Here is a 13,848-nt window from a genome sequence, read left to right on the forward strand (position 1 = left end):
ATCGCACGGGGTCAGCGCCCGCGGACGCGCCGTGCCGGAGTCCGGTATACCGGGCTGGAGCGTTGTCGATCATTCACCTGTACGACGACGAGTTTCGTCAAACCGTTCAGGTGTACGACCAAGCGCGTCGCCGGCCGAACGAGGTCACCCCGCTGAGGACGGTGAGCTCACCGGCGGTTACCAGCGCCCCGGTTCGGTCCCGGTGATCGGCTCCGACGGTGTGCCGTCCACACCGACCGGGACGTCACCGGCGAGCATCACCCGGTGCATGGTCCGGGGGAAGTCCAGGTGGGCGCTGTCGCTGGGGGCGAGGTGGATGGTGGCCCGGTTGTCCCAGAAGGCGACGCTGCCGGGCTCCCAGCGGAAGCGGACGGTGTACTCGGGCCGTACCGCCTGCTCCAGCAGCATGTCGAGGATCGCCCGGCTCTCGGCGCGGGAGAGGCGGGCGATCTGCTCGACGTAGTAGCCGTTGACGTACAGCACCCGCTCCCCCGTCTCCGGGTGGACGCGCACCAGCGGATGCAGCGAGGCCACCTGATGGTCCAGCAGATGGCGGACGTAGGCGTCGTCGCCGGGTCGCGGCTGGTAGCCGACGCCGAGGCGGTGCTCGGCGCGCAGCCCGTCCACGAACTCCCGCACCGGGCCGGACAGTCCGGCGTAGGCGGAGGCGAGGTTGGACCAGGTCGTGTCGCCGCCGTACGGCGGTACGGTCTCGGCGCGCAGGATCGTCGCGGCGGGCGGGTCGATGCGGGCGCCGTGGTCGCAGTGCCAGCCGCGCAGCAGGGTGTGGCGGCGGCGTCGCAGCCACTCGTCGTGCTCCATGCCGAACTTCCCGCCCAGTTCCAGCCGGTCGGCGGTCGTCTCGACCTCGGGGAAGTCCGCCGGGGAGGCGCTCCCCCGCTTGCGCAGGACGACCGGTTCGCCGAAGCGGCGCGCGAACGCCACATGCCGGGCGTGGTCCAGCCGCTGTCCGCGGAAGAACACCACCTTCCAGCGCAGTACCGCCGCCCGGATCGCGGCGACCGCGGTGTCGTCGAGCTCTCCGGCCAGGTCGACGCCCGTGATCTCCGCCCCGATGTGTCCGGCGACCGGTTTCACCTCGATCCCGGTGGCCTGCTCCGTCCCGTCCGCCGTGGCCCTGTCCGTCGTCATGCGCGCTCCGTAGGTCCGTCCGCCCGGCTCCGGTCCGAGCCGGTTCCCCGAAGATCGTGACAGTGTTTCGCGGCACTGGCGACAGGGCCCGTTCGCTGCCCGCTCGCCTACGCGGCGCGCACGTCGACGGCCGCCAGGACCAGGTCCGCCACTTCGGCCGCCGAGCGCCCTGCCGTGTCGATCCGCACCAGGCCGTGCCGGTCGACGGCCTGCGCCATCAGCTCCTGGTAGCGCTCGGTGCGGGCGAGGAACTTGTCCACCAAGCACCGCTCCCGGTCGGCCAGTTGGCCGTAGCGGGCCGACGCCCGCATGCGCTCGCGCAGGACCGTGCCGTCCGCCGTGAGCCATACGGCCCGGGTGTGCGGCATGGTCAGCCGGGCCACGCGGGCGGGCCAGAGCGCGGAGCCCTCCAGGACCAGGCCCGGCCCGCGCCCGGTCGTGCGGTCGGTGATCAGTCCCTCGATGCGCGGCCACAGGCGTGCGTAGTGGTCGAGCACCGAGCGGATCAGCTCGTCGACGTCGAGGGTGGCGTAGTGCTCGGCCACATGCGGCGGCGGCTCCCACTCGGGCGTCCGCCAGGGCCGCCCCGGGTGACGGGCCAGCAGGTCGGTGGAGCGGCAGTCGAACCCGAGCCGCCGCGCGACGGCCCGGGCCGCGGTCGACTTGCCGGTGTGGGACGTTCCCCCGATGAGCACCACGCGCACGTCCTGCATGCCGGCGACCCTACTCAACCCACCGTGAACTCCCGTATCACCGTGTTCCGGAACACCGCCGTCCCGTCGATCGTGAACAGCGCGAGCCCGGTGTCGGCCGGATCCGGGAAGGCCTCGGTCGAGTGCACGTACCGGCCGTCGTCCACGAACATCTCCACGGACGTACGGTCGATCAGGATGCGCAGTCGCACCGTGCGCGCGGACGGGTCGAAGGGGCTCCGGCTCTCCTGCCATCGGCCGGAGGTGTCGGGGCTCACGGTGTATCCGCGGTTGACGAAGGCGTAGTTGCCGTAGATGCCGGCGTCGATGTGGCGGCCGCCGTCGGAGGATCGCCGCAACTGGAGTCCTGCGCCGGTGAGTTGATCCCAGGTGATCTCGGTCGTCAACTCGTAGGCCGTGCCGGTGTAGTCGAGCAGCAGGGTCCCGTCGACCTCCAGGTCGCCGAGATCCACCCTGCGGGAGACGTGGCCGTCGAGGCCGGCGACCGGCTGAGAGGCCAGGTAGTACGTGCCGTCCGCCGCCCGCTTCAGCGTGACCTCGCGGACGATCGAGTCGGTGCCGTTGAAGCCGTCGCATTCGATCGTGGGCGTGGTGTTGGCGTAGTCCCAGTGGTTCATCCAGCCGATCGCGTAACGGATGGCCGGGTCCAGCGTGCCGTTCTCGTCCCGTTTGTCGAAGGTGACGGCCGCGTACCAGTCCCAACCATGGTCGAGCCACTGCGGGTCGGAGGCGTCGGCGGTGAAGGAGGTGCCGTCGAAGGCGCCCGTCCAGTAGGCGTACGTGCTCGGCAGCCCGGATCCCTTGCCGTTGGCACTCACGCCCAGCACCCACTTCCAGGTGCCGTCCTCGGCCCGGATGCGGAAGAGGTCCGGACACTCCAGGACGCCGATGCCACCCTTGATGAAGCCGCCGACGTACGTCCACGACTTCAGGTCGGCGGAGTGGTAGAAGCCCACCTTGTCGTTCTCGGCGAGCGTCATCACCCACCGGCCGCGTTCCTCGTCGCGGATCACCTTGGGGTCGCGGAAGTCCCGGACGCCGGGGTTGGGCAGGACCGGGTCGGTGCCGTGGGGGGTGAACGTACGGCCGCCGTCGGTCGAGTAGTACAGGTACTGCGCCTGCGTGACCTCGTCGGGCGCCATGGTGGCGAGGACGATCACCGCGCCCGCGCCGAAGCCCGCGGTGTTGCCGGTGTCGATCACCGCCGAGCCGGACCAGACGTCGCCGTTGGGGGTGGTGTTCTTCGGTACGGCGATCCCGCGGTCGGTGAAGGAGACCAGGTCGGTGCTGGTGGCCAGGCGCCAAGCGGTGCCGGCCGTCGTGCCGCCCGTCGAGTAGTCGGGGTTGTAGAGGTAGTAGTAGTGGTACTCGCCGTCGATCCACACCGGCCGCTGCGGGTCGTTCATCCACTGGTCAGGGACGGTGAAGTGGTATGCGGCGCGGTAGCTGCCCGGGCACGCCGCGGCGGCCTCCGACGCGGCCGCCGCGGGCCTCGAACCGGTCGGCAGTAACGCGCCGGCCGCACCCACGGCCGAGGCGACGAAAAGCGACCTTCTGGATATTCCAGGCATACCGGATGCACCATGCACAGCACGGCTCCCTTCCCTGACAACGCCGTCAGAGTTTGCGGCTCATGTGAGATCAGGACTGTGGGACCTAACTCGTTAAAGGTCAAGTGGTCCGCAAGTATTGACAGGGCCGTAACACGCTTCCCATCATCTGGGGCATCACTTCTCGACTAACACGAGTTAGGCCCTTGCATGACTGACTCGCACCTCAACCGCCGCACCCTGCTGCGGTACGGCGCCTACGGCGCGGGTGCCGCCGCGCTCGCCGGTACCGCCGCCAGCTGGGACCGGCTCACCGGAGCCGACATACCCGGCCGGGACGACGGCTCGCTCGTCGTCGCCACCCTCGGCCCCGCCTACGGGCCGGAGGCCATCCGCACGCTCACCGAGGGCTTCAAGCGGGTCCACCCCGACATCAAGCTCCGCATCAACGCCGTGCAGGCCGTCGACTGGTCGGACTTCTTCGCGAAGATCCTCACCCAGATCGCGGCGGGCACCGCTCCCGACCTCGTGTACGTCGCCACGGAGGGCGTCCAGCTGTTCGCGCAGCGCCTCGGGGTCCCGCTGGACGACTGGGTGAAGCGGGACGCCGAGGAGCTGCGCGAGTACTTCGCCGACGTCCATCCGTCGCTGGTGGAGTCGATGATGTACGAGGGGAGCCTCTACCAGCTGCCGGTCGAGTTCAACGCGGCCGACATGTACCTCAACAACCAGGTGCTGAAGCGGGCGGGAGCGGACTTCCCGGCGGCCGACTGGACCCGCGACGACTTCACCGGCCTGCTGCGGGACATGAAGAAGTCCAGCGGCTCCCAGTTCACGCCGTACTTCTGGACCAACCGGCTGTGGGGCGGCGTGGTGCCGTGGCTGTTCGCCAACGACACCAACCTGCTCTCCGAGTCCAAGGCGCCGGGCGGCGCCTGGCTGTGGGACTCCTTCTACCCGGCTACCCAGCGGCAGGGCCGCGGGGGCGGCTTCCGGTGGACGAGGCCGCAGGCCACCGACGCGCGCGTGGAGGAGGCGTACGACTATCTCGCCTCCCTCGTCCAGGAGGGCCTGTGCACCCGGCCCGAGGGCGGCAACGGCCAGAACCTCATCGGCGTGTTCTCCACCGGCCGGGTCGGCGTCACGCCCGCGGGCGGCTTCTGGGCGGGCGGTCTGCATCTGGCCGGCATGAAGGCCGGCGGCTTCGACGTGCAGTACTTCCCGCGCTGGCGCACCCAGCGCATGCAGTACGGAGCCGCCGGCTACGCGCTGCTGCGGACGTCGAAGCGGCAGGAGGAGGCCTGGGAGTTCATCAAGTACGCCGCCCGCAAGGACACCCTGACGCGGCTGTTCGAGACCAACCAGACCACCCCGGCGCGCCGCTCGATGCTGACCGCCGACCGCTACCGCGAGACCGGCCCGGACCACTGGCAGGTCTTCTACGACACCCTCGACAAGTTCCCCGACACCGGGCCGATCCCCGCGCCGCCGCAGGTCGCCGAGGTCGAGCAGGTGCTGCTCAAGCACACCGGTACCGCCCTGGCCTCCCGGCGTGCGGTGGCCCCCGCGCTGCGGCGGATGCAGAGCGATCTGGAGAAGGCCATGGAGCGTGACGTATGACGAACACCCAGATCCCGGCCGCACGGCCGAAGCAGCCGGCCGCGCCGCCGACCGCCGCCCCCCGTGCCTCCGCCCGCGACCGCGGTACCCGGCTGCTGGCCACGTTGTTCCTGACGCCCACGATCGTCGGCATCGTCGTCTTCACGGTCGTGCCGATCGTCGGCTCGGTGGTGCTGAGTCTCTTCCACTGGAACGTGATCGACGACCCGAGCTTCGCCGGGGCCGCCAACTACCGTGAGGTCTTCACCGATTCGACGGTGCTGGTCTCCTTCGGCAACACGCTGGTGTTCATGGTGTTCGCGGTCGCGCTGCAACTGCTGATCGCCCTGGTGCTGGCGCTGGCGGTGAACGGGCGGATGCCGGTGTGGCTGCGCTCGGTGTTCCGGTCGGCGTTCTTCTTCCCGCTGGTGCTGTCCGCCGCGTCGATCTCGGTGGTGATGAAGTACCTGTTCAACCAGGACTTCGGGGTCGTTAACTGGCTGCTCGGGCTGGTCGGGGTCGCGCCGGTGCCGTGGCTGACGTCCGAGAACGCGGCCATGGCCACGGTGATCCTGGTCTATGTCTGGCAGCAGTTCGGGTTCTCGTTCCTGCTGTTCGTCGGCGGGCTGAACAACATCCCCAAGGAGATCCACGAGGCCGCCTCCCTCGACGGCGCGACGGGGCTGCGCAAGCACCTCAACATCACGCTCCCCCTGCTGTCGCCCACGCTGCTGGTCGCGTCGGTGGTCGGCATCATCAACGCGCTGCAGGTCTTCGAGCAGCCGTACGTCCTCACCAACGGCGGCCCCGGTGACGCCACCCGGACCGTGGTGATGGTCATCTACGAGAGCGCCTTCGAGCAGCTGCGCTTCGGTGAGGCCTCGGCGGTGGGTGTGCTGCTGTTCGTGCTGATCATGGCGGTGACCGCCCTCCAGTTCCGGCTCAGCCGGCGTTTCGTCCACTACCAGTGAGCCGGGTGAGTCCCTTGAGCCAAGCAACAATGTCCCTGAGCCGCACCCGGCACTCCCTCGCGCCGTGGGCCCGGATCGCCGCGCTGGCCGTGTGCGCGCTGCTGACGCTGGGCCCGGTCATCTGGACCGTCTCCACCTCGCTGCGCACCCCCGCCGAGGCCTTCGACCTGCCGCCGAAGCTGATCCCGACGGATCCGTCCACCGAGGCGTACAGCGGGGTCTTCGACCAGATCGACGTCTGGCTGCTCGCCCTCAACTCGACGCTGGTGACCGCGCTGATCGCGGTGGGCCAGATGATCACGGCCGGGCTCGCCGGATACGCCTTCGCGCGCCTCGAATTCCGGTTCAAGAAGCCGCTGTTCGGGCTGGTCCTGGCGACGATGATGGTGCCGTTGCAGGTCACGATCGTGCCGGTGTTCCTGGTGCTGAAGTCGATGGGCCTGACCGACACGCTGCTCGGTCTGATCATCCCGGCCTTCCCGACCGCGTTCGGGACCTTCCTGATGCGCCAGTACTTCCTGGGCATGCCCAAGGACCTGGGCGAGGCGGCGATGCTGGACGGCTGCGGGCCCTGGCGGATCTTCCGGTCCGTGTACGCGCCGCTGGCCGCGCCCGGTCTCGCGATCGTCGGGGTGCTGGCCTTCAACTACCACTGGAACGAGTTCTTCCGCCCGCTGATCCTGGAGACCTCCGGGCAGAACTACACGCTGCCGCTGGGTCTGGTCTCCCTCCAGGGCAACCTGGGTACCGGCTCCATCTCGGTGGTGCTCGCCGGTGTCGTCCTCTCCATGATCCCCGCCGTCGCCGTGTTCGTCGTCGGCCAGCGCCCTCTGCGTGAGGGCATCACGTCCGCAGGAGTCAACCGTTGAGCCTCACCGCTCAGTCCACGGACCCCGGCGCCCCGCGCTTCAGGGTCCGTCCCCCCGCCAACTGGATCAACGACCCGAACGGGCCTTTCCGTTGGCGGGACCGGTACCACCTCTTCTACCAGCACAACCCCGACGCCCCGGTGCACGCGAACGTGCATTGGGGGCATGTCTCCAGCCACGACCTCGTCCACTGGGAGCACCATCCGATCGCGCTCACCCCGACGCCCGGCGGCCCGGACGAGGCGGGCTGCTGGTCGGGCTGTGTGGTCGACGACGACGGTGTGCCTACGGCCGTGTACACGGGCGTCGACCGGCACCACATCGGGCTCGGCTCGATCTGCCTGGCGCGGGCGCTCGTACCGGAGGACGAGACGCTGACGGACTGGCGGCCCCTGCCCACGCCCGTCGTGCCCGGCCCGCCCGCCGGCCTGGACGTGGTGATGTTCCGCGACCCGTTCGTGTTCCGGAGCCATGACCGACGGTGGGCCCTGGTCGGCGCGGGGCACGCCGACGGGACCGCGTCGGTGCTGCTGTACGACTGCGAGGACCTGACCGACTGGCGGTTCGCCGGGGTGCTGCTCGACGGCGACGACCCTGTCGCGCTGGACGTGTTCGGCGACAAGGCGGTCGGCTGGGAGTGCCCGCAGCTGTACGCGACGGCGGGCGGGGAGTGGGTGCTGGTCGTGTCGCTGTGGGACGGCGAGCCGTGCTCCACCGGATACCTGACGGGCCGTCTCCAGCCCTATGGGGACGGCGAGTTGCGCTTCGAGGCCCGCACCGGCGGACGGCTGGACCACGGACGCGACTTCTACGCGCCCGCCGTGCTCCAGCAGCCGGACCGGGCGTTGCTGTGGGGCTGGTCCTGGGAGGCCCGCGAGCAGGGCGAGGTCGACCGCGCGGGCTGGGCCGGGGTGCTGACCGCGCCGCGGGTCGTGGACGTCCATCCCGACGGGGCCCTGCGTGTCGTACCGGCACCGGAGCTCGAACTCCTGCGTGCGCCCGAGCCGTTCGTCCGTGAGACGGGACGCCGTACTCCGCTCCCGGAGGCGTACGACCTGACCGTCACCGCATCCGCCCGCACCACTGTGAGTCTGCTGCGGTCCGCTTCGGGCGCGGAGATGACGGTCGTGCTGGACCCGGCCGAGGGCACGGTGACGCTCGACCGGGGGGACTGGCCGCGCACCCGGCCCGGCGGATCGGAGCCGATCGTGGTGCGGGCACCGGCCGGTGAGGTGCGGATCCTCGTCGACGGGTCGCTGCTGGAGCTGTTCGTCGGCGACCGGGCCACGGTCACCGAACGGGTCTACCGGCGCCCCGACGACGTGCCCGAGCTCCTCGTCACCGGCCCCGGAGCCACCGTCACCGGCTGGCAGCAGACCCCACCGACGCACGGCTGATCACCGGACACGCCAGACGCCGCACCGTCGCGGGCGGCGTCCGGCCCGTGTCGATGGCATCCAGGAGCAGCCGGGCGGCCACCTCACCCATCGCCCGGTGGGGCAGGGCGACGGTGGTGAGGGGTGGGGTGAGGAACTCGGCCATGTGTTCCTGGTCGTCGTAGCCGACCACCGACAGTTCGGCGGGGACGGTGATGCCGAGGCGGGTCGCGGCGTGCAGGGCGCCCGCCGCGACGCGGTCGTTGTAGCAGAACAGGCCGGTGGGGCGCCGGTCGGCGGGGGCGCCGTCGAGGACGCGCATCGCGCCCTCGTAGCCGCCGGCGATCTCGCCGCCGGTGCGGACGACCCACTCCTTGGGGACCGTGATCCCCTCGGCGCGCAGCGCGTCGCGGAAGCCGCGCAGGCGGTCGACGGAGGCGATGTCCTCCTGGCCGCCCACCATGGCGACCCTGCGGTGCCCCTCGTCCAGCAGCAGCCGGGCCGCGGTGCGGCCTCCCGCGCGCTCGGCGGGGATGACGGCGGGCAGGGAGTCGTCCTCGGGCAGGCAGTTGGCGAGGACGGAGTGGGCGCGGTGCAGGCCCTCGGGGACGCGGACGCGGCGCAGCGACATGGCGGCGTAGATGATGCCGTCCACGCGTCGGTCGAGGAGTTCGGCGACGGCCGCGTCCTCCTTGGCCGGGTCGCCGCCGGAGTCGATGGTCAGGACGAGGTGCTCGCTGCCCCAGGCGGTCTCCATGGCACCGCGCAGCAGCCGCCCGGCGAACGGCGAGGAGGCGATCTCGTCGGTGACCAGGCCGATCACGGCCGTACGGCGGCGACGCAGGCCGCGTGCGACGGGGTCGGGGCGGTACCCGAGCTCGGCGGCGGCCCGGCGGATGCGCTCCTGCGTGGCGGGCGAGAGGTTGCCCTCGGCGCGGCCGTTGAAGACGAAGGAGACGGCCGTGTGCGACACCCCGGCGAGCCGGGCGACGTCCCGTGACGTGGGACGCCCCGATCCCGTCGGGTGCTTCTCCTCGGTGCCGCCCATGCCGTCCGCCGCCCTCATGCCCCACCCGTCCGGTTGATCAATCCTCACCCTATCCGTGACGCTGGATGCACGACACAGTCAAGGGAAGGTCCGGCAGTGATCAGCATCCCGACCCACACGCTCAACGACGGTACGACCCTCCCCGCCCTGGGCCTCGGCACCTGGCCGATGGACGACGCGCAGGCCGAGCAGGCGGTTCACGACGCGCTGGAACTGGGGTACCGCCTCGTGGACACGGCGACGAACTACCGCAACGAGACCGGCGTGGGCCGTGGCGTCGCGGGCAGCGGCGTGCCCCGCGAGGAGATCGTCGTGACGACCAAGCTCCCCGGCCGGCACCACGGCTACGAGGAGACCCTCACCTCCTTCGAGGAGTCCCGCGCCCGCCTCGGCCTGGACTACGTGGACCTGTACCTCATCCACTGGCCACTCCCCCGCGTCGACCAGTACGTCGACTCCTGGAAGGCCATGATCAAACTGCGTGAGGACGGACTCGTCCGGTCGATCGGCGTCTCCAACTTCACGGCCGAGCACATCGAACGGCTGGAGAAGGAGACCGGGGTCCTGCCGTCCGTCAACCAGATCGAGCTGCACCCCTTGTTCCCGCAGGCGGAGCTGCGCGCCTTCCACACCGGCAAGGGCGTCCTGACCGAGAGCTGGAGCCCGCTGGGCCGCGGCACCGACCTGCTGGACGATCCCGTCATCATCCGGATCGCCGAGGCGCACGGTGTGACACCGGGCCAGGTCGTCCTGCGCTGGCACGTCCAGCTGGGCGCCGTCCCCATCCCGAAGTCTGCCGATCCCGGGCGGCAGCGCGCGAACCTCGATGTCTTCGGATTCGAACTGGACCCCGCTCAGATGACGGCGGTCGCGGACCGCGCCCACCGGCGCCTCGGCGGGGATCCCGAGGTGCACGAGGAGTTCTGAGCGGGCCGAGCGCGCGTCGCGCACGGGGTGGCGAGCGGGCGTCGGCGGCGCCTCGCAGGGTACTCGGGACGCTCGGAAAGGAGGCCCTCGTGGGTGAGAAGGACCGGCTGCGGGACTATCACGGCAAGCGGGACTTCGGGCGGACCGGAGAGCCACAGGGGCGTGCGGCGGCCTCCGGCGAGGAGCCGCGGTTCGTGGTGCAGATCCATGACGCCCGTACCCTGCACTTCGACTTCCGGCTCCAGGTGGACGACGTGCTGAAGTCCTGGTCGGTGCCGAAAGGGCCCTCCGACGATCCGCACGACAAGCGGCTCGCCATGCCCACCGAGGACCATCCGCTGGAGTACGAGGAGTTCGAGGGCGTGATCCCGAAGGGCGAGTACGGCGGCGGCACGGTGATCGTCTGGGACAACGGCACGTACGAGCCGATGAGTCATGACCGCAAGGGGCGGCCCGTCGACTTCGGCGAGTCGCTCGCGCGCGGTCATGCCACGTTCCGGCTGAGCGGCTCGAAGCTGCACGGCGAGTACGCGCTCACCCGGATCCGCGACGGCCAGGACGGCGACCGGGAGGCGTGGCTGCTGGTGAAAGCCCGCAAGGGCGGCTCCCGCGGGCACGGCACGCCCGACCCGTACCGGGCCCGTTCGGTGCGGACGGGGCGCACGCTCGCCCAGGTCGCCGCGGACGCCGGAAATTCCGGCGGATGATGCGGTTCCGGCCTCAACTACCGCTCTCTGCCTCTATGTTCACGGCGACATCCGCTCTCGCCGCCGCAGGAGGCTCCTCGTATGCGCACCGCGCTCCGCACCGCCGTCACCGGCGCCGTGGCCGCCGCCACCGTCCTCGTCGCCGGGCCCGCCCAGGCGACTCCGCCCGGGCCCGGCGTCACCGCACGGACGATCAGTCAGAAAACCGTCGGCGACACCGACTACATCCTTCGGGAGATCACCATTCCGCCGGGTCAGGCCACCGGCTGGCACTACCACGACGGGCCCCTGTACGCCTTCACGCAGCAGGGCACGCTCAGCCACCACGACTCCACCTGCGCCTCCGACGGCGTCTACCCGCAGGGCAGTTTCATCCAGGAACCGGCCGGTCCCGGGAACGTCCACATAGGCCGCAACCTGGGGGACACGGCGGTCGTCCTCGACGTGCTCTATGTACTCCCGCACGGCGCGCCGTTCTCCCAGGACGCGCCGAACCCAGGCTGCCCGTTCCAGTGAGCGCGGCAGGGGGTGATCACACCGGCGGCAGCGGCTGCTCGGCCCAGATCGTCTTGCCGCTGCCGGTCTGCCGGCTCCCCCAGCGCTGGGTGAGCTGGGCGACCAGCAGCAGTCCGCGGCCGCCCTCGTCGTAGGCGTGGGCCCGGCGCAGATGCGGGGAGGTGGAACTGCCGTCGGAGACCTCGCAGATGAGGGTGCGGTCGCGGATCAGGCGGAGCTGGATGGGCGGTGCGCCGTACCGGATGGCGTTGGTGACGAGTTCGCTGACGACGAGTTCGGTGACGAAGGCGGCCTCGTCCAGTCCCCAGGCGGTCAGTTGCTCCGTGGCCGCCTGCCGGGTGGCCGCCACGTGCTCCGGGTCCGGCAGGACGTCCCAGGTGGCGATGCGGTCCGCGCCCAGGGCCCGGGTGCGGGCCAGCAGCAGGGCCACGTCGTCGCTGGGATCCTCCGGCAGGACCGCCTTCAGCACGGTGTCGCACAGGGCGTCGAGGGTGTCGGCGGGCGCGGTCAGCGCGCGGCACAGCTCGTCGATGGCGTGGTCGATGTCGCGGTCCCGGTCCTCGATGAGGCCGTCCGTGTACAGGGCGACCAGGGAGCCCTCGGGCAGCTCCACCTCCACCGCCTCGAAGGGAAGACCGCCGACCCCGAGCGGGGGTCCGGCGCTCATCTCGACGACCTGCGTGGTGCCGTCGGGCAGGACGAGGGCCGGCGGCGGATGGCCTGCGGCGGCCAGGGTGAGGTGGCGGGAGACGGGGTCGTAGACGGAGTACAGGCAGGTGGCGCCCAGTTCTGCGACCTCGTCGCTGTCCTCCCCGGCCAGGTGGGTGACCAGGTCGTCCAGGTGGGTGAGGAGTTCGTCGGGCGGCAGGTCGACGTCGGCGAGGGTGCGTACGGCCGTGCACAGGCGGCCCATGGTGGCCGACGAAGGGATGCCGTGTCCGACGACGTCGCCGACGACGAGGGCGACACGGCCGCCGGACAGCGGGATCACGTCGAACCAGTCGCCGCCGATGCCGGCCTGCGATCCGGACGGACGGTAGCGGTGAGCCACCTCGACGGCCGCCTGCCCGGGCAGTCCCCGGGGCAGCAGGTTGTGCTGCAGGGCCAGCGCGGTGGTGCGTTCCCGGGCGAAGCGGCGGGCGTTGTCGATGCAGACGGCGGCCCGGCTGGCGAGTTCCTCGGCGAAGACGGCGTCGTCGGCGACGTAGTCGTCCGGCTGTCTGATGCGCACGGCCACCATGACGCCGAGCGTGGTGCCGCGGGCCCGTAGCGGCGCCGCCATCATGGAGTGGGCGCCGACGCGGTGGCGCCGGCCGGCCGGAGCACGCGCGTTGCGCTCCGCCACCCAGCGCATGAACGCCGGCTCACCCGCCTGGCTGCGGATCACCTGGCCGTCCAGGATGGCCCGCGCGGGCGGCGAGAACGGCGGGTAGAAGTCCACCTCGCCCAGGTGCACGGCGGCTTCCGGGGTGCCTTCGGTGCCGGAGCCGTGGGCGACCCGGCGCAGCGCGATCTCGGTGCCGGCCAGCACCGGCGCCTCCTCCGCGCCCAGGACCCAGTCGAACAGGTCCACGCTGGCGAAGTCGGCGAACCGGGGCACCATGATCCCGATCAGCTCCTCCGCCGTGCGCACCAGGTCCAGGGTGGTGCCGATCGCGGCCGCCGCCTCGTTCAGCAGGGCCAGCCGCTGCCGCGCCCAGTACTGCTCGGTGCTGTCGAACGCGGCCAGCGCGGTCCCGACCAGCCGGCCCGAGGGGTCCCGCACCGGCCACATGTCGGTGGTCCAGGCATGTTCCCGGTTCAGGGCCGGGGCGCCGGTGAAGCTCTCGTAGCGCAGCGGACGGCCCGTCTCGGCGACCTCGCGCAGATGCCACAGGAAGCCGCGGCTGTGTACCTCGTCCTCCACGGTCTCCGGGAAGGGCCGGCCGAGCAGGGCCTCCTCGGGTACGCCCATGACCTTGCAGGCGGCTTCGTTGAGCCGCAGGTAGCGCTGGTCGGTGTCGAAGACGGACATGGACATGGACGCCTGCTGGAAGGCCTGCTCCGCGAGGGTGGGCTCGGCCCGGCCGGACGGCACGGTGGTGATCACGTATCCGCCCGGGCCGCCGTCGTCGCCGAGCAGAGCGCATGCCGTCACGTTCAGGGCGACGTGCGAGCCGTCCCGGTGGCGCACCACGGCGGTGCCGGCCAGCGCGGCCACGGCTTCGGGCGGCGGCTGCTCGGCGAGCAGCTCGCGCACCGGCCGTCCCAGGGCTTCCTCGGCCGTCAGCCCCGTCAGCCGCCGGGCGCCCTCGCTCCACCCGGTGACGACACCGTGGGCATCGATGATCGCCGCAGCGGAGACGTGCTCCATGTCGTCCAGGATGAGTCCTGAGCCCCACCGCATCAACCGCGATGCCCGATCCGTCGGTGACTGACTG

Annotated in this window: 12 protein-coding genes; 7 read left to right on the forward strand and 5 right to left on the reverse strand. The window is 71.2% G+C overall.

What is annotated here, in order from left to right; genetic code table 11:
* Positions 1 to 177: 177 nt before the first annotated feature.
* The 3 genes from ACIREI_RS27275 to ACIREI_RS27285 all read right to left on the reverse strand — a co-directional run bounded on the left by ACIREI_RS27275 (position 178) and on the right by ACIREI_RS27285 (position 3,436).
* Complete coding sequence (locus ACIREI_RS27275; RefSeq protein WP_403337858.1) at positions 178 to 1,152, reverse strand: TauD/TfdA dioxygenase family protein; 975 nt, start codon at positions 1,150 to 1,152, stop codon at positions 178 to 180.
* Between the two features lie 107 nt (positions 1,153 to 1,259).
* Positions 1,260 to 1,865, reverse strand: a complete 606-nt coding sequence (locus ACIREI_RS27280; protein ID WP_403337861.1) for an AAA family ATPase — start codon at positions 1,863 to 1,865, stop codon at positions 1,260 to 1,262.
* Positions 1,866 to 1,879: 14 nt separating this feature from the next.
* Positions 1,880 to 3,436 (reverse strand): glycoside hydrolase family 32 protein, encoded by a 1,557-nt coding sequence (locus tag ACIREI_RS27285; RefSeq protein WP_403337864.1) that lies wholly within the window; start codon positions 3,434 to 3,436, stop codon positions 1,880 to 1,882.
* Between the two features lie 189 nt (positions 3,437 to 3,625).
* Here ACIREI_RS27285 and ACIREI_RS27290 point away from each other — a divergent pair, with 189 nt between their 5' ends.
* From ACIREI_RS27290 to ACIREI_RS27305, 4 genes are read left to right on the forward strand one after another with little or no spacing between them, the layout of a single operon-like run.
* Complete coding sequence (locus tag ACIREI_RS27290) at positions 3,626 to 5,035, forward strand: extracellular solute-binding protein (protein ID WP_403337867.1); 1,410 nt, start codon at positions 3,626 to 3,628, stop codon at positions 5,033 to 5,035.
* Entirely contained in the window at positions 5,032 to 5,985 is a 954-nt protein-coding gene (locus tag ACIREI_RS27295) for a carbohydrate ABC transporter permease (RefSeq protein WP_403337870.1), read from the forward strand. Before ACIREI_RS27290 ends, ACIREI_RS27295 begins: the two co-directional genes overlap by 4 nt.
* Before the next feature lie 14 nt (positions 5,986 to 5,999).
* Positions 6,000 to 6,854: a carbohydrate ABC transporter permease gene (locus ACIREI_RS27300; protein WP_403337872.1), complete on the forward strand. Its 855-nt coding sequence runs from the start codon at positions 6,000 to 6,002 to the stop codon at positions 6,852 to 6,854.
* A complete protein-coding gene (locus tag ACIREI_RS27305) occupies positions 6,851 to 8,251 on the forward strand; it encodes a glycoside hydrolase family 32 protein (protein WP_403337875.1) in 1,401 nt (466 codons plus the stop codon). Before ACIREI_RS27300 ends, ACIREI_RS27305 begins: the two co-directional genes overlap by 4 nt.
* Here the strand turns inward: ACIREI_RS27305 and ACIREI_RS27310 are convergent.
* Positions 8,214 to 9,278 carry a LacI family DNA-binding transcriptional regulator gene (locus ACIREI_RS27310; RefSeq protein ID WP_403338035.1) on the reverse strand — a complete coding sequence of 355 codons (1,065 nt, stop codon included), beginning with the start codon at positions 9,276 to 9,278 and terminating at the stop codon, positions 8,214 to 8,216. The two genes, ACIREI_RS27305 and ACIREI_RS27310, sit on opposite strands and share 38 nt — an antisense overlap.
* A gap of 96 nt (positions 9,279 to 9,374) precedes the next feature.
* Here ACIREI_RS27310 and ACIREI_RS27315 point away from each other — a divergent pair, with 96 nt between their 5' ends.
* The 3 genes from ACIREI_RS27315 (at position 9,375) to ACIREI_RS27325 (ending at position 11,428) form a co-directional block, all read left to right on the forward strand.
* Positions 9,375 to 10,205, forward strand: coding sequence for an aldo/keto reductase (locus ACIREI_RS27315; protein WP_403337877.1), 831 nt, complete (start codon positions 9,375 to 9,377; stop codon positions 10,203 to 10,205).
* 89 nt (positions 10,206 to 10,294) lie between these two features.
* Positions 10,295 to 10,912: a DNA polymerase ligase N-terminal domain-containing protein gene (locus ACIREI_RS27320; protein ID WP_403337880.1), complete on the forward strand. Its 618-nt coding sequence runs from the start codon at positions 10,295 to 10,297 to the stop codon at positions 10,910 to 10,912.
* 81 nt (positions 10,913 to 10,993) lie between these two features.
* On the forward strand, positions 10,994 to 11,428 hold the full coding sequence (locus ACIREI_RS27325) for a cupin domain-containing protein (protein ID WP_403337883.1): 435 nt from the start codon (positions 10,994 to 10,996) through the stop codon (positions 11,426 to 11,428).
* 16 nt (positions 11,429 to 11,444) lie between these two features.
* Here the strand turns inward: ACIREI_RS27325 and ACIREI_RS27330 are convergent, their stop codons facing one another.
* Entirely contained in the window at positions 11,445 to 13,781 is a 2,337-nt protein-coding gene (locus ACIREI_RS27330; RefSeq protein WP_403337886.1) for a SpoIIE family protein phosphatase, read from the reverse strand.
* Positions 13,782 to 13,848 lie beyond the last annotated feature (67 nt).

Source organism: Streptomyces sp. NPDC093591, assembly GCF_044764885.1.
In the GTDB taxonomy this organism is placed as follows: Bacteria; Actinomycetota; Actinomycetes; order Streptomycetales; family Streptomycetaceae; genus Streptomyces.